This window comes from Streptomyces sp. NPDC090108 (assembly GCF_044747185.1).
GTDB lineage: Bacteria > Actinomycetota > Actinomycetes > Streptomycetales > Streptomycetaceae > Streptomyces.
In genome coordinates this window covers 235,658-259,682 of record NZ_JBIVDQ010000006.1, presented here as the reverse complement: position 1 = coordinate 259,682, position 24,025 = coordinate 235,658, and the positions used below count along the sequence as shown (strand labels likewise).

Sequence of the window (24,025 nt, the reverse complement as noted above, 5' to 3'; positions counted from 1 at the left end):
ACGGTGGCGAAACCCTGACGAGTATGCGCCGCCGCGCCGCAGACTCCCCGCATGCCCAGTTACCGATCCCTGTTCCGCACACCGGAGTTCACCCCGCTGTTCCTCGGCGGGGCCGCGCAGACCGCCGCGCAGACGCTCGGCGCGCTCGCTCTCGGCACGCTCGTGTACCGGGCCACCGGCTCCCCGCTGCTGGCGGCGGTCAGCATGTTCGGGCCGAGCCTGGCCCAGGTGCTGGGCGCGACGCTCCTGCTGTCCGGCGCCGACCGGCTGCCCCCGCGCACGGCGCTGACGGCGATCGGACTGGCCTTCGCGGCCGGTACGGCGTTCCAGGCGCTGCCCGGTCTGCCGGCGGGCGCGCTGCTGGCCGTCGTCCTGCTGCTGGGGCTGGTGGCCTCGCTCGGCGGCGGCGTCCGCTGGGGTCTGCTCAACGAGATCCTCACCAAGGACGGCTATCTGCCCGGGCGTTCGCTGTTCAACATGATGAACGGTCTGGCGCAGATCGCCGGCTTCGCCACCGGCGGTGCCCTGCTCGCCGCCCTGTCCCCGCGGATCTGCCTGCTGCTGTCGGCGGTCCTGTACCTGACGGCCGCGCTGGTCCTGCGGTTCGGCCTCACCCGGCGCCCGCCCCGCGCCGCCGGGCGCCCCTCCCCGGCGGCGACCTGGCGCACCAACGCGCTGCTGTGGTCCGACCGCGGGCGCCGGCTGACCTTTCTGGGCCTGTGGCTGCCCAACGGCCTGGTGGTGGGCTGCGAGTCGCTGTACGTGTCGTACGCCCCCCGCGCGGCCGGTGCCCTGTTCGCCTGCGGGGCGCTGGGCATGCTCGCCGGGGACGTGACCGTGGGCCGGCTGCTCCCACCCGCCGTGCGGGCCCGCCTGGCGACCCCGCTGCTGCTGCTCCTCGCGGGGCCGTACCTGCTGTTCGTCACGCACCCGCCGCTGCCGGTGGCGGCGGTCTGCGCGACCGTGGCCTCGGTGGGCTTCGGGGCGAGCCTGGTGCAGCAGGAACGGCTGATGGACCTGACCCCCGACGAACTCGCCGGTCACGCCCTGGGACTGCACTCGGCGGGCATGCTGACGATGCAGGGCGTGGGCGCGGCGCTCGCCGGTTCGGCGGCCCAGCTCACCTCGCCGGCCACCGCGATGACGCTGACGGCGGCCGGCTCGGTGGCGGTGACGCTGGCGCTGGCTACGGCTGCTCGGCGGTCTCCGCGGCCTCGGCGGCCGGTGCCGGAGCGGGAGCCGGTGCCGGTGTCGGCGCTGGAGCCGGAGAGTGGGCCGGTGCCGGGATCTGGGCCGGCGTCCGGGCCGGAGCCACGGCCGGCGTCTGGGGCCGGCTCTCGGGCTGAACCTGGGCCGGGTCCTGGTCCTGCTGGTCCTTGCTCTGGTTCTGGGGCGGGGTCTGCTGCGCCGGAACCGACGGGGCGTTGAGGCTGGCGCCGATCTGCTGGGCCGCCTTGTCGAAGTAGCGCAGCAGTTCGACGGGGAACGGCATGACGAGCGTGGAGTTCTTCTCCGCGGCCACCTCGACCACCGTCTGCAGAAGCCGCAGCTGCATGGCCTCCGGGGTGTCGGACATGATCCGCGAGGCGTTGGCGAGCTGCTGCGCCGCCTGGAACTCGCCGTCGGCGGTGATCACCCGGGCGCGCCGCTCCCGCTCGGCCTCGGCCTGCCGGGACATCGACCGCTTCAGCGACTCGGGGAGCTGCACGTCCTTGATCTCGACCCGGTCGATGTGGACGCCCCAGCCCGCGGCCGGGCTGTCGATCATCAGAGCCAGCCCCTCGTGCAGCCGCTCCCGGTCGCTGAGCAGGTCGTCCAGGTCGCTCTTGCCGATGATGGACCGCAGGGAGGACTGGGCGACCTGGCCGACGGCGAAGACGTAGTCCTGCACCTCGATGGCGGCGCGCAGCGGGTCGGTCACGCGGAAGTACACGACGGCGTCGACCTTGACCGACACGTTGTCCTTGGTGATGCCCTCCTGGGTCGGCACGGGCATCGTCACGATCTGCACGTTGACCTTGCGCATCCGGTCGGCGAACGGGACGAGGAAGGTCAAACCGGGCTGCCGGTACGTCGGCAGCGCCTTGCCCATCCTGAACACCACCCCGCGCTCCACCTGGTTGACGACCCGCATCCCGCTCCTGAGCACGAGCAGCAGGAAAGCGAGCGCGAACACCACTGCGACGACGGTGCCTTCCATGGCACTCCATTCTCCGACGCGACATCCATCCGGTCCCGACAAGGGGGAGGACACCATGGTGGGGTGCGCCGGATGCGCCGGGCGCGTCAGGGAACCGTAAAGAAAACCGGCGTACGCGGATGCGGGGGAGCGGGCTGGGGGCGGGCCGGGACGGCCCGGGAGCGGGCGCCCCGCCGGTCTCCGGAATGCGGACGTGAACGCTGTTGTTATGTCCTGAATGAGCAAAATACCCAGAAAGGCCGGTTCCGTTCCGGCCGAACCCGCGGCGGCCGGGCGTGATGCGGTCCGGGACCTGCTGGCGGCGCGGCGCGCCGCCACCCATGACCGGATCGAGGCGCTGAGCCGCGACTTCCGGACCATCGTCGAGGCGAACGCCCTGGTGGCGGTCGACGACGAGCACGACCCGGAGGGCCAGACCACCGCCTTCGAGCGGCAGCACATCGCCGCCCTGCTGGTGCGGGCCCGCGACGACCTGGAGAAGCTGGACCAGGCCCTGGAGCGCCTTGAGCAGGGCGACTACGGCCGCTGCGAGGTCTGCGGCACACAGATCCCGGCCGAGCGCCTGGAGATCCGCCCGGCGGCGACCATGTGCGTCCACTGCGCGGCGGTACCGCGCGGGCGCTGAGCGGCACCCCGCCTGTCGGTGCTGGTGCTGGTGCTGGTGCTGGTGTCGGTGCCGATACCGGGACCGATACCGATGCCGGGACCGCGGCTCACCCGTGTTCCGGGCCGGAAGCCCGCCGCCGGCGCCACCACGCCACGACCGATCCCGTCTCGCCGCGCCGGTGGGGCGGCACGAGGAACCTCGGCCGGTTGAACCACGTGATCGTGGCGTGCGCGGCGAGCAGCGGCAGCGAGCCCACCACGAGGAGACTCCCGACGAGGTCGGCACCCGCGACCAGCGCGACCCCGCCGAGCGTCATGCCCGCCAGCCACCCCGCGAAGGCGACGACACCCCGCTCGTGCCCCCTGACGACGGCCGGGTCCGAAGCGAACCGGCTCATGTCCAGCGCGGGCGCGCGCTCGGGGTCGGTCCAGTGCAGCCACGCGGCCCGCACGAAGAACGCGCATGCCCCGCCCCAGAGCAGCAGGGCGAACACCCCGAAGCTCACGTCCGCCACGGCCCTCACCGCCCCCTCCCCGGTCGCCGCCGGGGCCATCATCCGGCCGGCGGTCCGCCGAGGGAAAGGGGGGGTGAGGCCTGAACTCATGAAGCGGAGTCGGGTACTTCCGGATGGTCGTCGAACATCATCTGAGGCGTGTGCCCCGGCTGCGTGTACTCGGTGCTCACCGGCACACACTGGCGGTCCGTCCCGGCGGTCTGGGAGTGGGTGCCGGAGAGGGCCGCCTGGGTGTCGACCGTCTTCTTGACGGCGCCCTTGCCGAAGGTCGTGCCGGACTGCCAGTCGGGTCCGATGACGAGCACCAGCCCGTCGGAGGTGCCCTGGTGGAGACTCTTCGCGGGCAGGCCCAGCACACCGGCGACGCTCTGCGCGGCGGCGCTCTGACCGGGACCGTAGGTCAGGGAGGTCGCGGAAGCCGGGGTGCCGCTCGTGCCGGAGGTGCTCTCCTGGCTGTATCCCGCCTCCTTGAGGGCGGCGAGAACGTCCGCGGCACGCCCGGACACGGTGGTGCCGTTCTCCACGGACACCGCCACGGTGGAGCGGACGACGTTCGCGGCCGCCTTGGCGGCACTCGCCTGCGCCTTGTCCGACGACGTCTTCTTGGACGAGGACTTCCCCTTGGTGAGGGGCTGGTCGTCGGCGATGGCGTCGAACAGCTGGTGGGCGTCGGCGGCTTCGAGGACCTTGCCCGAGAGCCCCGGGGTCGTGTCCGGGGTGTTCTTCATGGTGGTGAAGGTGATCCGGTTGGTCGGCACCTTGTTCAACTCGCGGGCGAGATTGACCAGTTTGAGAGGGGTGTCGAGATTGTCGCTCACCGTCAGGGCGTTGGTGGCGGCATTGGCGATCTTGTACAGGGCGGGCAGGTCGGTGAACGTCCCGGCCTTCTTCAGCTGGTTGATCATCCCGGTGAAGAAGAGGTGCGTGGCGGACGTACGGCCGACGTTGTCACTGCCGTCGCCGAAGGAGTCCCGCGTCCGCAGGAACTGCAGGGCGGCCTTGCCCTTGAGGTCGTGCCAGCCCTTGGTGAGCTTCAGGCCGGAGTTCTTGTCGTAGAGCCGGTCGGTGAAGCACATGTTGACGCCGCCGACGGCGTTGGACATGTCGATGACTCCGCCGAAGTCGACCATGGCGAAGCCGTCGACGGGTATGCCGGTCAGCTTGTGGATCGCCGTGTCCGTGCACCCGGGGCCGTACTGCAGCGTCGAGTTGATCTGACCGAAGCCGCCGGCGGTGTGCGCCTGGGTCTTGGGATCGGTGCACTCCGGCAGCTGCGTCATCAGGTCGCGCGGGATGCTCATCACCGAGATGTTGCTGCGGTCCGCCGAGAAGTGGACCAGCATCTCGACGTCGGCCCGCGCGCCGGCCGCGTCGCCGCAGGCGCCTCCCAGCTTGCAGTCCTTGGCGTTGCCGCGGGTGTCGGAGCCTATGAGCATCAGGTTCAGCGGGGTCCGCCCGAAGGGGTCGGCCTTCTCCACGCCCAGCGCGGCGGCCTTGTCGTCACCGGTGAACGACGCCTCCGACTTGATGTTCCCCGCCAGCTGGAAGTACAGGTACGCCACCGCGCCGCCGCCGACGACCAGGGCCATCCCGGTCACCAGGGCGACGATGCGCAGGCCCTTCCGCTTGGGGCGGCTCTGCGCCCTGCGCCGCGCGCCGCGTCCCGCGGGAGCCTGCGCGGCCGGCCGCCTGCCGGCCTTGCGGCGCGCCGCCCGGCCTTCCGGTTCCGGCTCCGGCCCCGGCTCGACGGCGTCCTCGGCCGGCTCGCCCGCGGCCGCGCCCCTCCTCCGGCGGCTCATGCGCGCCCCCTGCGGTGAGCGTCCGGCAGTCCCGGAGCGCCCGGGCGTCCTCGGTTCCACGTCCGTTCAAGCAATCTGGGCTCCTCCGCAGGCGTCGATCCCGCCGTGGACGGACACTCCGGGTCCGCCGTGGCCCTGCCGGGGCGAGCGCCGCGGAGACCGCACCGGACCGCGGGGCCCCTCACTCGGTATGAGGTGCTCGTCACCGCGGAACTGATGTGAGCGTTCACTCTTGTGTCCTCACCAATGAGAAGGCTGTGGATCGAGGAGGCCGAGCCGGCGTGCGGTGCGCGGGCCGGCGCCGTCCGCCCTGCGGAACCCGCCGTCCGGCCGGCCCTTCCACCGCGAGCCGCGTACGTGCCACATGATGGATGCGATCATATGTACACGCGCAGAAGTCGCCAAGATTGGCCACTCTTCGACGTTTGAACGCCCAAAACCCGTACTGAAGTTGCCGGCGCCGTCACGTCACGCGCCCGTCGGCCGGCCGCCGGGACGCGTTCGCCCCTGGCACGCCACGCGCCTTCGCCGGCCCCCGTGGACCCCGGCAGGCCACCTGGCTCACGACGAGGCCGCGACGCCTCGGCCCGGCACACACCCCGCCGCCGATACCGAGGCACCCGTGGCCTACGACTCCTGCGCCACTGCCTTCCTGATCCGCGCGAGGTGCACGGCCCCGGCGACCCAGCTCGCGAACAGCAGCCCGGCGGCGGACTCCAGCATGGCGGTGTAGCGGACGCCGTCCGTGACCACCTCGGCCAGATAGATCCCCGCGTCGAAACTCCCCAGCACAAAGAGGCAGACCGAGGCACTTCCCGACGTTCCCCGCGCCCTGCCGCCCGTCGCCCCCACCTGAACATCCCGCATGCCGCTCATGATGAAGGTGTTCGAGCCGCGGGACCAGATCCCGGCAACTGCTGCGACACCACGACACGGCAGCGGCGACCATGCCCTGCCGACGGGCCATGAGCGGAAAGGTCTCCCACATCGCTCTGCCCGGGATCTTCCCCGGGCGGCCCGATCGCGGCGAGCGTCACCCGGAAGGCCACACACCCACTGACCGACCGGGGCAGGGGAGTCAGGGCCGGCCTTTCCCGGAGGCCGTCAGGGAGGCACCGTCGTCGATCGGCGAAGCGGCAGCCCGCCTGGCCCGCTCCGTCTCGGCCTTGTCCGATCCCTCGAAGTACTCGTCCAACTCGCTGTATCCGGGCTGCCCGGCACACTCCGCAGGTTTCCAGTCGCCGGGATTCCAATGCCTGGGGTGCGCGACGAGAACGTCGGCCCAGGCATCGATGCAGGCCAGGCGGGCCGCTGCTGCGCTCGCATCCGGCGTCACGGTCGGAAACACCGGCAGTTGCCCCCGTCCGCCCTCCTTGTCGCTACCGCTGCCGCATCCCGCCGCCGCGAAAGCCTTGGGGCACCTCATGAAGTCTGAAGCCCACCTGCAAGCCGTAATCGGCAACGACACTCTTTGTCACCAATTGGTAACTCGTTGCTTTCTCGCCTGGCCGTCGCGTTAGGTTTCCTTGCCATCGGGCGGGGTGAACTGGGGGGACGATGAGCGGGCCAACGGGAAACGTGCCGACAGCGAGCGGCTTCTGGGCCCATCAAGGACAGGCGTGGCGCAGTCTCGGTCGCTCGATGAAACTGGCATACCGCAACCGCCGGGGCGGATTCATCGCAACGGTTGCAGCGGTGCTGGCGCTGCCTACGGGCGGTGGACTGCTGCTCTGGCCGCACGGTGATGACATCCACATCACCTCGATGGATGACAGCAAGGCTGTGGTCATCTCCCGTTGTGTGCCGACCTTGCGAGGAACCGGCACGCCCCCGAAGGGACACCATCTCTGGATCACGGTCGAGTTCCTGGACAAGGCGGGCGACAACCGTGTGATCTTCGTGCGTGAGGCCACGGTCCGCAACGGAGGCTGGCTCGCTGACCAGTTGAACGTCGGTGGGGCCGGCCATGTGGGCAATACGTACACGCTGACCGTCGTAGATGTGGATGCATCAACACATACGATGCTGACGACCGCGGTCATCGACATGTACAAGACGAGTACCAAGACGCAACCCGCCGGTACTGACCTCTGGCGCTTTTCTTCGCACGGCTATCCGACCGGTGCTCAACCGCGCGACGAGGTCAGCGTCAGCCGGGGCACCGACCAGCGCTCCTGCGCCGAGATCTCCACCGGGCAGAAGCCCACGCCCTAAAACCTCCTGGCTTCGCCGCGTCCGCCGGCCTCCGCGTCATCCGGCTGTCACGGCCGACCGACCCGTTGATGTCAGAAGGAGATGTCAAAGGCCCCGGACCATGATCGGTCCGGGGCCTTTGCGCTGTGCCCCCGGCAGGATTCGAACCTGCGACACCCGCTTTAGGAGTGGGATTGGATCCTTGCTGGGGGGTGCCTGGGCGTGCTGTGTGGTGTTGTTCTGCCTGATCAGCGCCCTGCAGTATGAGTGGAGGTCCACTGTGTGACGGCTCGTCTCGCGCCGTCCGCTCACGCAGCGCTCACGCATATGAACTGTCCCGCGCCCCACATCGACCTCTACTGTCCAACTCATGCACATGGACGCAGAACGACTCGCGGGTTCCTCGCGCAAGTGGATGACCGCCGCTTTCGCGGCCTTCTCTGATGGACCGTCCTCGGAAGACATGGCGGTCCATCACGCGGGTGTGGCCACCGAGCATCTACTCAAGGCGTTCCTCGTCAGTCTGCACCCGACGCTGATAGTCGACGCCAAGGACTTCAATTCGATGCTCTACGCCACGGGACATGGCGCGCTCCTTCAGGTTCGGGGGGCACAGGTCAAGACGATCCAGCTCGGTGAGGCGTATGACCGAGTGCAGAAGATCTTGAAGGGCAAGATCCCCCCGAAGCCCAAGGTCTGGCCGCTCGCTGATGCACGTAATGGCGTTGCCCACTGCGGGTACCACGATCGGGCAGAGGTGAATGTGGTCTTCACCGACTGCATTACGGTGATCGATCAGCTGCTTGTAGAGCTTGCGATTGGGCCTGACTATTGGGGTGACTACAAGGCATTGCACGACAAGCTGCTCGGCGAGGGCGTGGAAGCTGCTCGTGTTCGGCTGGAGGGCAAGCTTGCCAGAGCCCGGCGCGTCTTCGAGGAGCGGTATGGGCACATAAACGAGAAGAATCGGGAGCTCGTGCTGACCACCGTTGCTCGTGTGACCACTCCGGGGTTCATCGGCGAATACTCCGCGCCAGCGGCCTGTCCTGCGTGCTCGTCACAGGGCTCGTTGATGGGGCACAGTTCCGTGGATGAAGAGAGGTGGGCCGTCGTGCTGACACCCCACATCTTTCGGTGCTTTGTCTGCGATCTTCGCCTGGAGCTGGCGGAGCTTGACCTGCTGGTTGTACCCCTTGGAGGCGACGTCGACCTGGACGTTTCGCCCGAGGACTTTTACAGCGAGTTCGAACCAGACGAGGATTACGAGCCCGACGGCGATGACGACGAGCCGGACTATAGCGCGCGGCTCCTTGCCTACAGGAAACGGTGACGGCCTCATGGCAGGCAGGGCTGGGGCGCGGGGGAGCCCCGCTCGATCTCTGGCAAGGGCGTACCGAACATAGAGCGTGTGGGCAAACACGCCTCGGCGTCCGCTGGGAATGTCGACTCGAACCCGTCGTCTCGTTGGCCTGCAGCCTCATCTGCTGGAGACACCGGATGAAGCTCCAGTCACGGTCCTGGTACGAGGAGCTTCCGATAGCCGCCGCTACAGAATTCTGTATTTCTGGATAGGGCGCGATAAAGTGCCGCCTTCCAGTGATTTATGCCCTTCCTCTCCGCCCCTCGAGCCAAAGCGCCAAGAGTCGATCGCAGTCCTGAATCGCCAAATGAGTCGTACGTTTCATCGTATAGATCAATCTGATCCGTCAGCTCGGCTACGGCCTCCATCTGGTAGAAATCGAAAAGGCCAAGTATCTTGAATTGCCTTTCGATCCTCCCGAAGGTGAAGTTGTCAACTTTGTCGGAGCGATGCAAAGAGTATCTGATCGAGACGCTGTTGCCGATACTGATTTCCGCGAATAGTGTTTCGATGTCCGGGAATTCGTCGAAGTATGCATGGAACATGAGCAACCCGTCTGCTCTGTCGCACTCGTCACCTTTTAGTCGATTGCATCTTTCGCAAACGGGGATAAGGTTGTCGGCTAGGATTGAATATTCCGGGAACTGATTCTTTGGAAGGAAGTGGTCGAGGGCGCAGACCTGGGCTCTTTCGCATAGAGGGCACCGAGAGTTGCGGGCCAGAGCTGTCCGGAAGATCGAGTTTCTGAGATCTTCCAGGGGGCGACCCCTGTCCAGAAGCGCGTAATTTCCCAGAAGAGCTTTGGTGAGCACATCGGAACCGTGAGCAAGTGACGTAAACCGGCGAATATCTCGTAGTACGTCCTCGTAGTTCCCGTAGGCGTCGATGATTCCCGTGCGCACTCCCATGAGCACACGTCGAGAGGACGGTCTTCTCCGGCTCACGGCAAGATCGAGATCGGCAAGACGGTCTCTGTCCGGGCGGGGGAGCCGAATCATCTACCGGGCCGATCACGACTGATGCTCGCCAGGTAAGAAATGGACTGCGCGCTCATCTCGCCGTCGAAAAGTTCCATGATCTCATCCAGGTGCAAACTCTCCTGCATGGACCGGAGGGTTGAGTGATAGTCGGTCGCGCTGCTGTCCAAGTTGAATACGTGGCGTGTCAGCAGTCCTACGTTTTCTGCGAAAGTTTCGATCTCCGGAGTGGCAACGAGTGTGAGATCTCCGAATCGCTGCAGGACCCTGACGTAACGTCTGGGCACTTCCTGGAGGAGGACCGGGGAGTGCGTCGCCATCACGGCGTAGGAGTTGAACTGATCCAGGGATATATTGATGCTCTTGAGGAGGGCGGCCAGGAGCGGAGGGTGCAGGTGGGATTCGGGTTCGTCGATGAGAACTAGTGATCCGGGCTCCAGGTGGGCCACAAGCTGCACAACAATGTTGAGCACGAGTTTGTGTCCGGTGCTGAGGCCAGAAAAGGAATCCCGCCATGAATCGCTGTCGAAGGCGAAGGTGTCGGACAGCTCGACCCGTTTGAACGAGGGTTCGCGGCTCAGCGGAGAGAGGGCTGCTGCCAGTCTCTGTTTACGCTCGGGTGTACTAGCTCTAACGAGGGCGGACACGATGTCTCCCTGGATCTCCTCGGCACCTTTGAGTGACCCGGTGCGGGGTGCGGCGTGACCAAGGCTGCGATCGTATCTCCGAAGGCCGCAATAGGTATATCCGGACACCTCGCCGCTGGATTCCAGCCGGTCCTCTTCCTGTCGGTTCTTTCCCGGCAGGTCGAACGTGTCGAAAGCGCTGTAAGAGATGGCTATAACCGAGGAGAATCGTGGCGCACCGGCTTCTTCGGGGAATTCTCCGTACCGGCGGATGAAGCTCTCGTCGGCTCGGTCGGTGAGGTCTGCATGCGCGGTGTTGGCTAGGTTGGCAAGGAGCTGCGTTTTTCCGCATCCGTTGTAACCTACGACGACGTTGATGCGTCCGGGCAGGGGGTGGCGGTCCGCGAAAGCAAAATTAATGGAGAAGGGCTCCCCTCCGACACTCGTTCTGAACGTGAACGCGAGCGCACTGTCCCGTGGGGTTATTGCTCCTCCGAATAGGGCTGTGGCGTCTCTCAGTGCGAGTTCGGCGTTCCCGTAGCGCAGGAGTGAGGAGGCCATCGCCGGCTCGTTGGCGAACGATTCCCTGAGTGAGGAGTCGATAGCGATATCGCGGAGCCCGAACAGGATACTGTCGCGCAATTCATCTGGAAGTCCGTGCAGCGCTTCATAGTAGGAAAATGCCTGCCCGAGTGAGCAGTAACTGTCATCGAGCTGAACGAAACTTTCGGGGATCTCGGTGGCGCCGCCACGTTGCCCTCTTTTGATGATCTTGACGGGTCCCAAGTCGATGGACGCCTCCGTTCGAGACGGGTACAGATGGGCGTCGAACATGGTTTTGAATCCGAAATCATCCCAGAGGTCACGCCGGAGGACGAGTGCCGGAAGACTGGACGGCACGGTGAAGCCCGCGCTGCGAGGCACTACAAGAAAATGCATCAGCGTACTCCAGAGTGTGTCCATCAGAACCGATATAAGCGAACTGCTAGGCGTCCGAGCCTGGGAGAGCCGGGGCAGCGGGCAGGGGCACAGAAAGGCCCTGCCCGCTGCCCGACCGGTCAGTCGAAGAGGCTCTGCAGTCTCGACTCGATCCAACCGGGCCGCCGAAGCAGCTCGAACGTATCGACCGCGACGACCGCGCGCTGTGGCGGTTCGCTGTCCAGGACCGGGTTCTCGAACGACTCGAATACTTCGAAGCCCTCTGCCTCCAGTGAGGCCAGAGCTCGGGCCACACGCTTCGAGCGGGCGGGACCGGTCCAGGACTCAAGAGGATGAGTGATGAGGACTGCGAGATCATCGTGCTGGATGTCTTTCAGGACTGGCAGGCCGTGGGAGGAATCGGCCTTCCAGTGCGAGAAGCTTCTGGCGAACTGCTCGACGCGCTCGAACGCATAGACCTCCTCAGCGGCGAAGTCCGGGTTCTCCCCATCGAGCAGTTCGACCATCTGTGTGGCAAGGCGCCAATCGAGCAGCGGGTGGTAGGCGCTGTTGCTGTAGTCCCGCAGGCAGTCGTAGCAGGACGAGTCGCACGGCGCGGCCACCAAGCTGCCTGAGCGGTGGCGGGTGAGATCGGCCGCGACCTCACGTGCGGCGAGCAGGAATTCGGCAGGGCGCTTCCCCAGCCAGGTCGAATATCCGGCACCGTTCTCCAAGGTGTCCGAGAGGAAGACTTGTGCCTGGACACTGCCCTCCTCTTCCCCCCGGACGGGGTACAGACCCGCCGAGAGCTCTCTTCCGTCGATGTCCAGGAGCCTGACGGCAGCGAGTTTGAAAACCGTACCGAGTGAGAGCCAAGCAGCCCTTGCGGCCATGCGTCTAGGGTCGAGAGCCAGATCGGCGGGTTGCTCGCGGAGGCCGACCAAGAGAACGTCGGTCAGTTTCGCCGAGGCCAGTGCCAGCCTCTCCTCATTGCTGACTGAAGGCTGGGTGGGCAGGCCCAGATCTCTCGCGCGGTCGGCATCGGCCAGGAGTTTCGTGTCCAGCAGACCGTCGTGTCCCTTGACCTTGCCGAACTGGTATCCCTCACCGGTTCCCGCGTTGACCACCACGATGCGTCCCTGGCCACTCCTGAATTCAGCGGCCTTAGTGCAGCGTGGGACGAGCGCTGATGTCGTGTCGAGGGTGAGGCGCGCGGAGAACGCGCGTGGTGTGAATTCGAAGGTGCCGTCGTAATCCTGAGCCTTGTAGCTGGTACGAAATCCGAGAGGCTGACACGACGGGAGCATCCGGTAGTCGCCGGCTTCTCCTGCGGTGGCCCCACACACAGGACACGAATGCTCGGATTCGCGGAGATTGACGGAGAGGCACTTGGCGCAGATGCCCACCATGAGACGATCGCTGTCCGGAGCCTTGCCGGGCAGCCACTGCCCGCCCGCGGGCTCGTACGTCACGAGGCCGACTGCTGTGTGCAACGCCTTGTCCTTGACCACTTCACCGCCGGGCGCCCATTCCGAGATGGCGATGTCGATGTCCCGGTCGATGACGTCGGTGAGTTCCGGTCCGTGCGGCCTCTGATGGTGCAGGTTGCGGACCCTGGTGGGGAATCCGAACATGGGGAGCACTCCGTGCTCAGCGAGCGACTGGCTGAGCGGACCCGCGTCCGGTGCGTTCGTCACCACCTCCTCGATCTCGGAGTAGAGGCGGGAAGTGGCCCAAGACACCAGAGTATCCACCGAAGGCGCGCCAGGAGACGCCCCTTGTAGGAGAACCTGGCCCGCGTGTCTCTTAGCGATATCGTTCCCGTCCAGCCAGGCGCGGACGTCATCCCGTACCTGTGGCCATCCGCTGACGGTCCCGAAGGGCCCGTGGACATTACGTCCCGGATCCCAGTCGGATGTTCCCTCGACCGACCGAAAGGCGAGAGTCAGCAGGCTTGCTGCGTAGCAACGGAGCAGGATCTCCAGGCGATCGAGATCCACATATGGGCTCGGCGAGGGGTCGCCGGTGATGCGATAGGGGTGCTGGAAGTAGTGGTCGTCATGGGTCCTGGTGCCACGGCATAGGGTCAGGGCGATGGACAGGTGATCGAGTCGACGGCCGGCCCGGCCCACGCGCTGCTGGTAGTTGAAGCGCTGTGGTGGCATGTTCGCCATTACCACCGCGCGGAGCGCGCCGATGTCGACGCCAGCCTCCATCGTGGTGGTGACACTGAGTAGGTCGACCTCATCGACCAACTCGATGTCCTTCCCGCTCAGAAAGACCGACTGGAAGAGGGCTTGCCGGGCCTGCGCGTCGTCGTTGTCGGTCTGGCCCGTCAGCTCTTCGCAGTGGAGTCTGAAGGGGATCCCGGCCTCGCGGGCCAGGAAGGTGTAATAGTCGTCCAGGGTGACGGAATCCGGGTCGAGGGGTTGGGCAACGAGATGTGAACTGAGGCAGAAGGCGCAGACGCCTGCGGAGCCTTGGAGGTGCCTTCTGGTACAGCGTTCACAGCGCCATTCTGTCCCGCCGGCCAGGACGATCCTGATCTTCTGCCCTTCGATCCGGGGCTCCGTGTCGCTCAGCCCCAGTGCATTCTTCACCTCTTGGACCAGTGCGTCCGGGAATACATCGTGACGTTGTGCGACGGCCTTGATGTATTTCCTCGCTGCCGTGTGCAGATTCGCCGGCGGCTCAGGCCGCTGCTCCTGGAACTGGCGGCGCACACCCAGCAGCCTCAGGGTGGACAGGCACACCTGGTGGAAGACCTCGTCAGTCAGCAACAGGCTCTTGAAGGTGATGTCCTGAGCGGCATGGCCGATGCCGAGCGACTCCAGGTCGCGGCCGCCTCCCGCAAAGACCGCCTGCTGGACCTGTGCCTGCACTGTCCGGTGGATTTCGGAACTCAGGACGCGCAGATCGTTGGTGAGGGAAGCATCGGGCCGTTGGACTGGGACGCCACTGTTCCAATCGTAGAGATTGGTCCAGCTCCGTGACTCGGTGCTTGCGCTCAGTGAAAACGAGGGTCCACCCGGATGCACGCCGTATGTGACTGCTTGCGTGCTGACTCCGTTGCCGAGTTCGACAAGTGTCGGGCCCTTCTGCTGGGCTCGGTAGTCCGCTAGCACGCGTTCGTGGTCGGGGGTGAGGCTGTCATGGGCCAAGGCGACCACTGCTGCGACCAGTTCGGGTGAACCAGTCGCAGCGAGCTGGGCTAGCGCGGCCTGGCCTGCCTGGTTCCCCTTGAATGACTCTGCTGCTAGGGCCACGAGATCCTTCGGATGGTCGAGGGCGGCGATCACGAGCTGCCTGACCAAGTCCTGATAGTGCGATCGCTCCAGGCCCGCCGAGATGCGGGCGGCGTCCTGTCGGCTGTCCGAGAAGACGACGATCTTCGTCTGCAGCTGCCTTTTGAGGGCGTCGGTCAGGACCTGGTTGGACTTCTCAAAACCTGTACCCATGGTGCGGATGGGGGACCTGGAGCGGGACGGGTCCTCGAACTGGCGAACGTTCTTGAAGATCTCCTTGTCTTCCCCGCAGCAGGGGCAGACCGTGGGGAAGGCGCGGACTTTACCGAGGTGGTTCTGCGGTTGGCTCTGTGCCACCAGCAGGTATCCGTTGTTCTCCTCGTCCGGGTAGCTGCCAACCTTGCCGCTCACGGGATCCAGCACGGCCGGAACAAAGGTGAACGTATACTCTGTCCGATTCCTCGCCCCCGGTCGGCCACCCTTGTGTTTGTGCGGCGATATGTCGAGATCGGAGCGTTCTCCCGCAGTGGGTAGAAAGATGCTGTATACATCGGCGGTGCGATCGAAGCGCGCTTTGTCCGGGAGGGATTCGAGATCAGTTGCGGTGGAGACCAGGTAGCGCCTGGTGGGATCAGGGCCGATGGTCGGAGAATTGAATCCGCCGAGGAAGACTTCTCCGCACGTGTCGCAGTACAGCAATTCCAGGACGCGAGCGCCGCATTCACAGGCATACCTGGGCCGGCTGTAGAGCTTTCCGACCAGGCGTTCCGCCGGTGACTCCGCGGTGTGTGGTTGGACCTCCGAGCAGTTGCGATCTGCGCACGCCCACATGCCGGTGACGTTCCGGAAGAACAGGTGGAGCCGGAATCGCGAGCCGGCATCCGCCTCCCCGTCGAGGCGCGAGATGAGTGCGTCGGTGGCGTCCAGCGCCTTGTCGGGTGCGAGGCCAGGGAAGAGCTTGGCGGACACGTCGGTCAGCGGCTTCGCTCGGGGAGAGTCGTCCTCGTCGCTCGCTCTGAACGCGGCCTGGAGCGCCGCGTGCCGGTCAGGAAGTGGCGGCAGGGCACCCGTTCCTTGGCCAACGGTGTCTGCCCAGGGCATGAGATCGGTCCTGCCCTTGGTCCGGACGCGTTCACCGGCCAGCACGGAGAAGCGGTCGGCTGACCGTCCGAAGAAGTCACTCAGAAACTTCCGGTCCACCGGGTTTTCCGGATCCATGGAGGCGGAGGTAGCGATCACGGACAGTTGGTCGGAGTCGGTGGACAGCCCGAGCCGGTCGATAAGCTTGCGTAGGAGGTAGGCGACCTCAGTGCCCTGAGTGCCCCTGTACATGTGGAGTTCGTCCACGACCAGGCTGAAGACGTGGTCCTTGGAACTCTTCAGCCAGTCACGGGTCCGATCGAAGACGGGATCCTCGTCTCGGCGCATGAGCATGATGTTGAGCATGCTGTAGTTGGTGATGAGGATGTCCGGCGGAGCGACCTGCATGTCCCAGCGAGAACGCATCTCGGCCCCGAAGGGGCGCTGGAGGAAGTAGCGGGCTTCCTCGTCCTCCACAAGGCCGTCCGCGATGCGCTGCTCCAGCTGGCGGCTTCGGTCCTCCATCGAGGCCAGAGTCCTGCGCAATTCCTTCATTTTGGAGGAGTTCGGCTTGGAAGCTAGCTCCAGCGGGCCGGCAACCGGGGTGCGGCCGGTGTAGCGTCCGAAGTGGAAGCGGTTGCCGTCACGGTGCCTGTCGAACCAGTCGCGAACGTCGGGTGCGTCCAGGCTGCGTCGCAACCTGATCAGCTGGTCCTCCACCAGCGCGTTCATTGGATAGAGGAACATGGCGCGCATGGCCGAGGGGCGACCGCTTCCGTGGCGCTGAGCCTGCCAGTGCTGTGACGTGCGCCACCAGGGCTGCTCGGCACCCCGGGGCTCCGCCGGTGCCCACTGACGGGATTCATTGGTCAGTCTGGCTAGCACCGGGACGAGGAAGGCTTCGGTCTTTCCGGAACCGGTTCCGGACGTCACCACGATGTCCCGTCCGTGGTTATTTTCCCTCAGTGCCTCCGCCTGGTGGGTGTAGAGCCTGGGGATTCCCCGGAGCAGGCCGGCTCCTAGAAGTCCGGCGAACTCCGGAAGCCCTATTTCCGCCGTTAGCTCTTCCAGCGTCTGGGCTGACTGCACATATTGAGGCAAAAGCTCCAGATACGGCTCCTGGAAGAGGACCCCGGGAGTGCGGAGTAGCTCTCTGAGCTCCTTGCCCACCGAAGAGTCGCGAAGGGAGTAGGCGGTGTCGTAGTACCGCTGGAAGTACTCGGAAAGTTGGCCGTGGACGGCCGACGGGGAGATGCCAGACATCAAGATCCTCACGGGGGCCAGACTTAGGGGACGAGTTGAAGTTTCTGGTATAGGGATTCGGCCAATTTGTTGGCGAATGCCCCGTCGATGTTCAGGTATTTGACGTAGCTCTTGTGCTCAGTGATCGACTCCCGGTCTGGCACTGTCTGCGAGTCGAGCGCGGTTAGTTGCGGCAGCAGCCCGCTGCGCAGCACGGCGGCGCGGGCGTGGAGATGCGGTAGTTGCATGCGTTTCGGGGCGTAAAGTTCCTGTCGCAGCGGGCTGTACCGCAGCACCCAGCGTTCTGCGCGCGCGAGTTCCGCGTACATCACCGTGCGCTTGTCGGCGATGAAGCCGCTCATTTCGATCCAGTAGATGTAGCGGTGGGTGTTGTAGCGCTGATACCGGTAGGCGCCGTGGAGGGGTGGTTCGCCGTGGCCTTCGACATCTGTCCAGATGTCACTTCCCCCCTCGGACATCTTCTGAGGCTCGATGCCGCCAGGCCCCCGCTGTACGCCACGCTCGGTAAGCATTTCTTGGAAGCGGGGAAGACGCAGAACGAGTTGATCTGCGGCACGGTCCTCGAAGGCGATGCCGAGCGCCTCGCAGAGAGTGCGGCAATCCTCAGGATCCGCTAGCGTCACCATCCGCACCGACGGGCCGTCGGCCTGTCGATGTGGCGGAAGTGGTACCACGGACTGCGCGAGGGCGGCAATGCCAGGGTCAGGGGCTTCGTGCAGCCGTTCCAGCCGCTGTATGAGCCAGAGCGGCCTTTGTCCCACTAGGAGCGCGTGCCCTCCGGAATTGGGCAAGGTGGTGAGGACCGGTGGCGTCACACTCCAGATCCGGGCTTCCCAGTCCACTTCGACATGGCCCAGAACCTGCAGGTTGTACAGCGCGATGCGCCAGTCCAGCATGGAACTTTCCTGCCTGCCCTTCCTCAGCCATGTGTACGTTTCGCGGAAGGCGTCGAGGCTCCCGGCGCCGCGTTCGGAGCACCACAGGAGGAGCTCGTCGTGCACCATTTACTTTCCTGCCGTGTAGTCGGTCCAGTCTTGTGCACAAGCCACTGCGGTGGTGGTGACGTTTCCCGAGGCCAGCCTGCGCCAGTCGGCTTGGCTGAGAAGTGTCCAGCTCCCTGAAGGCGCGCCATACGGGCCGGTTTGGACGATCGGGGCTCGCCAGGCCCTGGCGTTCTGGGAACTGGTCACCCGAAGCAGCCATAGAGCTTGGAAAGGCAGAGCAACAAGCAGCGGTTCGATGTCGATCGCGTGAGGCACGTGGTCCATGGTGGCAATCCAGGCTGGTGCTTCGGGAACGAGCTGGGCAGCGAGGCGATTCTTGCCCAGGGCGTAGATCGAGCCGCCGAGGCGCAGGAGGCTTGTCGAAGGAAGCGGGTCGCGCTGATAGCTTCCGAAGAACGAGCCGGACAAATGACCGGGCGGCAGCCAGGGGGCGGGCGCCAACGGGCTTGCCGAGTTTGGGACCCTGCTGGGGATGGTGGCCAGTTTGTCGCTCCTCGGAGGGAGCGCTAGTAGTGGCAGGGCAGCGCTCTCCCGGTAGCGCTCGACCAGGGTGAAGGAGAGCTTGCGATTCCCGACCTCGATGTAGTGCTCGCCGGCTGAGTGCACTCGATCCGCTAGCCGGATCGTGATCGTGTCCGTCGAGACTGGGGAAACCGGTGGCAAGGGCACCCCGTCGATGGTGACGGTGCGCGGATGGTCATCGGGAGTCGCTGGCAGAACAAGGTCGGGTGCGTACCCGAGGAGGTAGGTCTGTTTGCCGCCATCGATGCGGAGGCCGCCGGACAGGCGGGCCAACTGCTGGTGCAGTGGGGCCAGAGGGCCGACGACGCCTTGGACCGTCGCGGTTTGGGTCGGTGTGTAGCCGCTGAACAACGTCCAGCCGGGCGGCACCTGAACTCTGCGGGGCTGGCGTACGGCGTCTGACCCACAGGCAAGCATCACCGCCTCGGCCTGCGCTGCGAAGGCAGTCCTCACCAATACCCGATGCGGCACTCCGATTTCCGCTGCACTGACGGACGTCCACTTCCCGACCAGGTCGTTGGCCTGGAGGACGTAGAGGTCGCGAGCGGGGAGCATAAGCGTGGCGGTTTCGGCGGCCAGTTCGAGCGCCGATCCCGGAGTGAGCTTCTGGTCCGGAGGCGTGAGAGGTAGCCATTCCGCGCCCGAGGGAACCCTGACGATGTCGCCGTTCAGACTGAGCGATTCGAGACGGAGGTGGGAGGGGATGCGGGCTGCGATGCCGTAGGGGAAACCGCCAGCATCGGTCGTGAGAGACAAGGGCACATACGGCAAGCCAGCGGAGTTTCTCGGGAGCCCGTCGTAGTGGGCGAGTTCCTGCTGTAGGACGCTCGCCAAGATCGGTCGCAACTCCGGCGATGCCAGAGCACGCTGGATTCGCGGGCTGGGCCGATTGAGCCGTACCCACTCCTGGAACCGGGCGAGGAGTTCCGCTTCGGGGACCGAATCTCCCGGCTGCGCCCCGATCGCTGACAGGAACAGTCCGACTTGCACGCGGTCCGATCCGACCAGAACGGCTTGGGACAGTGACCAGCCGATGTTGACCTGGGTCGGATGGGGAATAGCGGAGGGCAGGCCGCGGCGGCCCTGTTCATGCTCGGTCAGCCACCACTTCAGGTGACCCCACAAGGTGGGGACGATCACGTCGTAGCCGTCCGGTATGCCGGAGCCTTCGTGCAGGCCGAGCAGCTCGCGGAGCGGGCGGTAGTAGGAGAACCTCCCGGCCACGTTGCCCTCGGAGCGGTTCGGCCGGGAGGCGGGGAGTACGGTCGCCGCGAGCACGGCGATGAACGGCGGAGTGCCGGTGGCCCCGTTCCGTCGCCACTGGCGAGCGCGGGAGGCGATGCCGCCGAAGGGGTCGCGGCCGAAGACTACGCTCCTGATAGCGACCCGGAAGTCGTCAGTGGCAGCCGGGAGAGTTGCGACGATCTTGGTCCGCCTGGTCAGCAGGTCAGCCAACAGGGCATCATCCACTGACAGATACACAGGGGTTGCCGCCTCGCGGATGGCGAAGAAGTGTTCCGCGAGCGTTCTGTTCCAACCGTCATAGTCCATGGGCAACCCCCTCAATTGCGTAGGAAGAAGTTAGCCCATCGGTGGGACATTGATCGCTTTTCGAACGTGCGTTTGATACTATCTGCCGCAGGCGTCCCTGTAGCTGCTGGACGGCCTTGACAATCGAGGTTTTCTCCGGTGAGCTCCCTATGTCAAGACTCTGAGTAGACTAACTTCGGGGAGTGCCTCCGTTGACCGCCGCACGATCGTCAGCCCGAACCCGGCCTATGGGGAAGGTGCTTTCTCTCTTCACCGGAGCGGGTGGTCTTGACGTAGGTCTGGAGCGGGCGGGGCTGGAGACCGTCGCTTGCGTCGAGCTCGACGCCGAGGCCAGATCCGTACTCGCGGCCAATCGGCCGGGATGGGCCCTGCCTGGCGATGGAGACGTCAACACGGCTGCCCAGCAGCTCGTTCCCCGTTCGCTGGGCATGAAGCCTGGCGAACTCGAACTCATCGCGGGTGGACCACCGTGTCAGCCCTTCTCCAAGGCCGCACAGTGGGCTTCGACAGCCCGTAGTGGCATGCAAGACGACCGGGCCAAATGTGTGCACGGGATGCTCGACTTGGTAGAGAGTTTCCTTCCGAAGGCATTGCTCATCGAGAATGTCGAGGGATTCCTGCGAGGCAGAGACAACGCCTCCGAGGTCATCGAGGAGGGACTCGCGGGTGTCAATGACCGGCATGGCACTTCCTACCAGCTGGTGGCCCAGGTCGTCGACGCGGCCGACTTCGGGGTACCACAGCACCGGCGCCGGGCCATCGGCATCGCCTACCGGGACGGTGCGGAGGTCCATCTACCGGAGGCCACGCATGCGCACAACCCGATGCGGGCCTGGGATGTGCTCTGGGATCTCGAAGAGAACGAGAAGCCTCCTGCAACAGGCCAATGGGCGGCGTTGTTGCCCTCCATCCCCGAAGGGGGCAACTACCTTCATCTCACGGCCCGTGGTGACGGGGAGGAACTCTTCGGCTGGCGGACCCGATACTGGTCGTTTCTGCTGAAGTTGGCCAAGGACCGGCCGTCATGGACCTTGCCTGCGTCCCCCGGACCGAGCACCGGGCCGTTCCACTGGGACAATCGGCCTCTGTCCGTGCGGGAGCAGATGCGCTTGCAGACCTTCCCTGACGAATGGCGCATCGACCACCCGTTCCGCGCTGGCCGACGGATGGTGGGCAACGCGACCCCCCCGCTCCTCGCAGAAGTGTTGGGGCGGACAATCGTCGGAGACCTTGAACTGGGCGAGGCTTCAGCCAGGGCCCGACTCTTGAGGGGAACGCCTTCTTTGTTGCCCGTGCGTCAACTGAGGGTCCCCCGCGCCGTCGCGCCCGTTCCAATACCTGAGGCGTACCAACCGCAGGTGGGCGCCAAGGAGGCTCATCCAGGCGAGGGGGTTGGACCGTCACCCCGACGGTTGGCGACGAGGGGGTGACCTGCCCTTCTGCTTTCTGCGCAGTCTGTGTCTGGGCAAGCCTCCATCGAAGGGAGCCTGTGCCGCTCACGCCCAGACGGCGTGCTGTGGAGGGTGCAAGTCAGCGGATGGCGCGGATCATCACGGTGAGAACCGGCGAGGCAGGTGACGGCTGGCTCTGTCCGATGTCCTCGTATCCCCACGACTTGTAGAGCGCGTGGACTTTTCCGTCGCCGGCGGCCGGGTTGACCATGAGCGTGACGTACGGCTCGCGGCGCGTGGCGAGGAGGGCGTCGTGGATGCGGCGGGCGGTGCCGGTCTTCCGCCAGGTCGGTCGGACGCCGATCTCCTTCAGGGCCACGGCCGGACGATCGGTGTACTTCTCCGCCGACGTCGGGCTGGTGCGCTGCCAGTAGCGGTCGCCGTGCTCGATGGTGTTGCCGTAGGCGTAGCCGACAGGATGCCCGTCTGCGTAGGCGAGGACGGCCGTGAACCCCTGCTCGGTGCCGTGCCGGTCCAGGCGCTCGCCGAACGCCGTGACCGCGTAGTTCGGCAGGTGGAGGAGCGGGGCGCGTACGTCGGCGTACACGTCGAGGAGGTCGCCGCGGGCGGTGTCGAGGGTGGTGAAGGTGCGCAGTTCGATAGCGGGCGCCGTGGTCATGCGGCCATCCTCCAGGTGGCGGTGTGGTCGGTCCAGGTCTGCACGGTGGGGCTGCTCGGCGCGGTGGCGCGCAGTGCGGCCCCGAACTCCTGCAGCATGCGCGTGACCCGGGCGTGCTGGGTGGCGGCTTCGGCGGGGACCTTCATCGCGGTGGCCGTGGCGGCGTCGGGGGCGCCCTGAGCGAGCTGGGCGTGTGCGAGCCGGGTCGTGGTGATGGCTCGGGACCGGACCATGTGGGGCCGGAGGGCGGACAGGCAGCGGTGGGCGTGGTACTCGGCCGTCGAGTAGTCACCGAGGGCCATGTGCGCGTCGTACAAGGGCTCCACCCACCGCCGCTGCTACTGCCGCGATGCCGAGACCGGCAAGCCGCTCGGCAAGAAGTGCCCCCAGCTCACCAACCGCAAGCACGGCTCCTACTCCATACGCCAGGAGCTCCCGCCCCGTCCCGACGGCACCCGCCGCTCCTTCAGCCGGGCCGGCTACGACTCCCTCAAGGCCGCCCAGACCGACCTCGACCACGTCCGCGCGCTCATCGGTCTCGCCGGTGCCGACGACGTCGAGGCCCTGGCCCAGATCGCCGAGCTGCTGGAGAAAGCCGCCGACGAGAAGGCCCCGCTGCCCGACATCGACGCGACCCGCAGGCGCCTCAGCCACGGTCTGGACCTGACGAACCGGCTCACCGTCGGTGAATGGCTGGGCATGTGGCTCGCCGGCAAGAAGGGGCGGCAGAGCGCCATAAGCCGCGACGAGAGCAACATCCGCGTGCATCTCAAACCGGGGATCGGGCACGTGCGGCTGGACCGTCTCCGAGTCACTCACCTGTCGGCGATGTTCGAGGCCATCGCCGAGGCCAACGTCGAGGTCGCGGAGGGCAACGCAGCCCGCCGCAAGGCGATCGAGGACCTCGCCCGGATCCCCTGGAAGGGGCGTGAACACCGCACCCGCCGCAAGGCGCTGAAGACGGCCATCGCGGGCATGGAGCCCTACCGCCGTATCGCCGGTCCGGCAACGCGCCAGCGGGTTCGCTCCACGCTGCGCGCCGCGCTGAACGCGGCGATCGCTCAGCAGCTCATCACCTTCAACCCGGCGGCCCACGTCGAGCTGGACGCGGGCAGGCGGCCCAAGGCACTCGTATGGACCGAGGAGCGCCTCCTCCATTGGAAGCGCACCGGCGAGAAGCCGTCGTCGGTGATGGTCTGGACGCCGGAGCACACCGGCCTCTTCCTCGACCACGTCGCCGAGGACCGCCTGTACGCCCTGTTCCACCTGATCGCGTTCCGCGGACTGCGCCGGGGCGAGGCATGCGGACAGAAGTGGACCGACACCAACCTGGACGCCGGCCTCATCACCGTGGCCAAGCAACTCGTCGTCGACGGCTGGGAGGTGTACGAGGACGACCCGAAGACCGACGCCGGCGCACGCACCATCGCGCTCGACTCCGCGACGGTCCAGGCGCTGCGACGACACCGGGCGCGGCAGGACCAGGACCGCAAGCAGTGGGGCAGCGCCTGGGCGGAGACCGGCCGAGTCTTCACCAAGGAGAACGGTGAACTGCTCCACCCCGCCAACGTGACCCGGCGGTTCGTCGAGCTGTACGAGGAGATCGGCCTCCCGCCGGTCCGGCTCCACGACCTCCGTCACGGTGCCGCGACCCTCGCCCACGCGGCCGGGGCCGACCTGAAAGACATCCAGGAGATGCTCGGCCACTCCTCGATCACCATCACGGCCGACACGTACACGAGCCTGCTCCCCGAGGCGGATCTGGCGATCGCCGAGGCCGCGGCTCGTCTCGTGCCGCGCGCCCGCGCCGCGTCCGAAAACATCGCTCCCTCAGCGGATGCCCAGCCCGACGACGTGGACCGTCCCGGCCCGGAACCCGTGCCGGACGGTGCTGATCCGTTGGGAGGAATTTCGGAGATCAACTCCCCGTCCGCTCACGCAAACGGCCCCGGACGAGGAGTCCGAGGCCGAATAGAACCCCTCCCTGGGGGAGAAGTCCCAGGTCAGAGCGGTAAGGCGTTGTGCCCCCGGCAGGATTCGAACCTGCGACACCCGCTTTAGGAGAGCGGTGCTCTATCCCCTGAGCTACGAAGGCG

The 24,025-nt window shown here is 66.1% G+C and carries 14 protein-coding genes, 1 tRNA gene and 3 pseudogenes; 6 read left to right on the top strand and 12 right to left on the bottom strand.

The window, feature by feature from the left end:
• The first annotated feature begins 51 nt into the window (after nucleotides 1-51).
• Complete coding sequence (locus ACIPRD_RS22765; RefSeq protein ID WP_401565472.1) at nucleotides 52-1,428, top strand: MFS transporter; 1,377 nt, start codon at nucleotides 52-54, stop codon at nucleotides 1,426-1,428.
• 247 nt (nucleotides 1,429-1,675) lie between these two features.
• Here the strand turns inward: ACIPRD_RS22765 and ACIPRD_RS22760 are convergent.
• Nucleotides 1,676-2,092, bottom strand: a pseudogene (locus ACIPRD_RS22760) (SPFH domain-containing protein); the annotation flags it as partial.
• 325 nt (nucleotides 2,093-2,417) lie between these two features.
• Between ACIPRD_RS22760 and ACIPRD_RS22755 the strand changes: the two are divergent.
• A complete protein-coding gene (locus ACIPRD_RS22755) occupies nucleotides 2,418-2,825 on the top strand; it encodes a TraR/DksA C4-type zinc finger protein (protein WP_356404828.1) in 408 nt (135 codons plus the stop codon).
• Nucleotides 2,826-2,913: 88 nt separating this feature from the next.
• On the opposite strand, the gene ACIPRD_RS22750 is transcribed toward ACIPRD_RS22755, so the two are convergent.
• From ACIPRD_RS22750 to ACIPRD_RS22740, 3 genes are all read right to left on the bottom strand, one after another.
• On the bottom strand, nucleotides 2,914-3,321 hold the full coding sequence (locus ACIPRD_RS22750; RefSeq protein ID WP_356404830.1) for a hypothetical protein: 408 nt from the start codon (nucleotides 3,319-3,321) through the stop codon (nucleotides 2,914-2,916).
• 86 nt (nucleotides 3,322-3,407) lie between these two features.
• Nucleotides 3,408-5,120 carry an LCP family protein gene (locus ACIPRD_RS22745; RefSeq protein WP_401565468.1) on the bottom strand — a complete coding sequence of 571 codons (1,713 nt, stop codon included), beginning with the start codon at nucleotides 5,118-5,120 and terminating at the stop codon, nucleotides 3,408-3,410.
• A 627-nt stretch (nucleotides 5,121-5,747) separates the two neighbouring features.
• On the bottom strand, nucleotides 5,748-5,987 hold the full coding sequence (locus ACIPRD_RS22740) for a hypothetical protein (RefSeq protein WP_401565466.1): 240 nt from the start codon (nucleotides 5,985-5,987) through the stop codon (nucleotides 5,748-5,750).
• A gap of 774 nt (nucleotides 5,988-6,761) precedes the next feature.
• Between ACIPRD_RS22740 and ACIPRD_RS22735 the strand changes: the two genes are divergently transcribed.
• Together ACIPRD_RS22735 and ACIPRD_RS22730 are read left to right on the top strand one after the other, a co-directional pair.
• A complete protein-coding gene (locus ACIPRD_RS22735) occupies nucleotides 6,762-7,334 on the top strand; it encodes a hypothetical protein (protein WP_401565465.1) in 573 nt (190 codons plus the stop codon).
• A gap of 349 nt (nucleotides 7,335-7,683) precedes the next feature.
• Entirely contained in the window at nucleotides 7,684-8,643 is a 960-nt protein-coding gene (locus tag ACIPRD_RS22730; protein ID WP_401565463.1) for a hypothetical protein, read from the top strand.
• Nucleotides 8,644-8,822: 179 nt separating this feature from the next.
• On the opposite strand, the gene ACIPRD_RS22725 is transcribed toward ACIPRD_RS22730, so the two are convergent.
• The 5 genes from ACIPRD_RS22725 to ACIPRD_RS22705 all read right to left on the bottom strand — a co-directional run bounded on the left by ACIPRD_RS22725 (nucleotide 8,823) and on the right by ACIPRD_RS22705 (nucleotide 19,859).
• Complete coding sequence (locus tag ACIPRD_RS22725) at nucleotides 8,823-9,575, bottom strand: HNH endonuclease (protein WP_401565461.1); 753 nt, start codon at nucleotides 9,573-9,575, stop codon at nucleotides 8,823-8,825.
• Nucleotides 9,576-9,667: 92 nt separating this feature from the next.
• Nucleotides 9,668-11,239 carry an AAA family ATPase gene (locus ACIPRD_RS22720; RefSeq protein WP_401565459.1) on the bottom strand — a complete coding sequence of 524 codons (1,572 nt, stop codon included), beginning with the start codon at nucleotides 11,237-11,239 and terminating at the stop codon, nucleotides 9,668-9,670.
• A 95-nt stretch (nucleotides 11,240-11,334) separates the two neighbouring features.
• Nucleotides 11,335-16,782, bottom strand: a complete 5,448-nt coding sequence (locus ACIPRD_RS22715; protein WP_401565457.1) for a DEAD/DEAH box helicase — start codon at nucleotides 16,780-16,782, stop codon at nucleotides 11,335-11,337.
• 23 nt (nucleotides 16,783-16,805) lie between these two features.
• Nucleotides 16,806-17,786 (bottom strand): hypothetical protein, encoded by a 981-nt coding sequence (locus tag ACIPRD_RS22710; RefSeq protein ID WP_401565455.1) that lies wholly within the window; start codon nucleotides 17,784-17,786, stop codon nucleotides 16,806-16,808.
• Complete coding sequence (locus tag ACIPRD_RS22705; protein ID WP_401565453.1) at nucleotides 17,787-19,859, bottom strand: hypothetical protein; 2,073 nt, start codon at nucleotides 19,857-19,859, stop codon at nucleotides 17,787-17,789.
• Nucleotides 19,860-20,086: 227 nt separating this feature from the next.
• On the opposite strand from ACIPRD_RS22705, the gene ACIPRD_RS22700 reads away from it, so the two are divergent.
• The gene (locus ACIPRD_RS22700) at nucleotides 20,087-21,289 is read left to right on the top strand and encodes a DNA cytosine methyltransferase (protein WP_401565450.1); all 1,203 of its coding nucleotides are present in this window, start codon (nucleotides 20,087-20,089) and stop codon (nucleotides 21,287-21,289) included.
• 100 nt (nucleotides 21,290-21,389) lie between these two features.
• Here the strand turns inward: ACIPRD_RS22700 and ACIPRD_RS22695 are convergent, their stop codons facing one another.
• Nucleotides 21,390-21,929, bottom strand: a complete 540-nt coding sequence (locus tag ACIPRD_RS22695) for a GNAT family N-acetyltransferase (protein WP_401565448.1) — start codon at nucleotides 21,927-21,929, stop codon at nucleotides 21,390-21,392.
• A pseudogene (locus ACIPRD_RS22690) lies at nucleotides 21,926-22,237 on the bottom strand (hypothetical protein); the annotation flags it as partial. The gene ACIPRD_RS22695 and the pseudogene ACIPRD_RS22690, both read right to left, overlap by 4 nt.
• Between ACIPRD_RS22690 and xerC the strand changes: the two are divergent.
• A pseudogene (xerC, locus tag ACIPRD_RS22685) lies at nucleotides 22,230-23,904 on the top strand (tyrosine recombinase XerC). The pseudogenes ACIPRD_RS22690 and xerC overlap by 8 nt on opposite strands.
• Before the next feature lie 47 nt (nucleotides 23,905-23,951).
• On the opposite strand, the gene ACIPRD_RS22680 reads toward xerC, so the two are convergent.
• A tRNA-Arg gene (locus ACIPRD_RS22680) sits at nucleotides 23,952-24,024 on the bottom strand.
• Nucleotide 24,025: the final 1 nt, after the last annotated feature.

Excerpts from the sequence above, each read along its gene's own strand:
- ACIPRD_RS22765 (WP_401565472.1), top strand. The coding sequence starts at position 52 with ATGCCCAGTTACCGATCCCTGTTCCGCACACCGGAGTTCACCCCGCTG.
- ACIPRD_RS22755 (WP_356404828.1), top strand. The coding sequence starts at position 2,418 with ATGAGCAAAATACCCAGAAAGGCCGGTTCCGTTCCGGCCGAACCCGCG.
- ACIPRD_RS22745 (WP_401565468.1), bottom strand. The coding sequence starts at position 5,120 with ATGAGCCGCCGGAGGAGGGGCGCGGCCGCGGGCGAGCCGGCCGAGGAC.
- ACIPRD_RS22740 (WP_401565466.1), bottom strand. The coding sequence starts at position 5,987 with ATGCGGGATGTTCAGGTGGGGGCGACGGGCGGCAGGGCGCGGGGAACG.
- ACIPRD_RS22735 (WP_401565465.1), top strand. The coding sequence starts at position 6,762 with ATGAAACTGGCATACCGCAACCGCCGGGGCGGATTCATCGCAACGGTT.
- ACIPRD_RS22730 (WP_401565463.1), top strand. The coding sequence starts at position 7,684 with ATGCACATGGACGCAGAACGACTCGCGGGTTCCTCGCGCAAGTGGATG.
- ACIPRD_RS22720 (WP_401565459.1), bottom strand. The coding sequence starts at position 11,239 with ATGGACACACTCTGGAGTACGCTGATGCATTTTCTTGTAGTGCCTCGC.
- ACIPRD_RS22715 (WP_401565457.1), bottom strand. The coding sequence starts at position 16,782 with ATGTCTGGCATCTCCCCGTCGGCCGTCCACGGCCAACTTTCCGAGTAC.
- ACIPRD_RS22710 (WP_401565455.1), bottom strand. The coding sequence starts at position 17,786 with ATGGTGCACGACGAGCTCCTCCTGTGGTGCTCCGAACGCGGCGCCGGG.
- ACIPRD_RS22705 (WP_401565453.1), bottom strand. The coding sequence starts at position 19,859 with ATGGACTATGACGGTTGGAACAGAACGCTCGCGGAACACTTCTTCGCC.
- ACIPRD_RS22700 (WP_401565450.1), top strand. The coding sequence starts at position 20,087 with ATGGGGAAGGTGCTTTCTCTCTTCACCGGAGCGGGTGGTCTTGACGTA.
- ACIPRD_RS22695 (WP_401565448.1), bottom strand. The coding sequence starts at position 21,929 with ATGACCACGGCGCCCGCTATCGAACTGCGCACCTTCACCACCCTCGAC.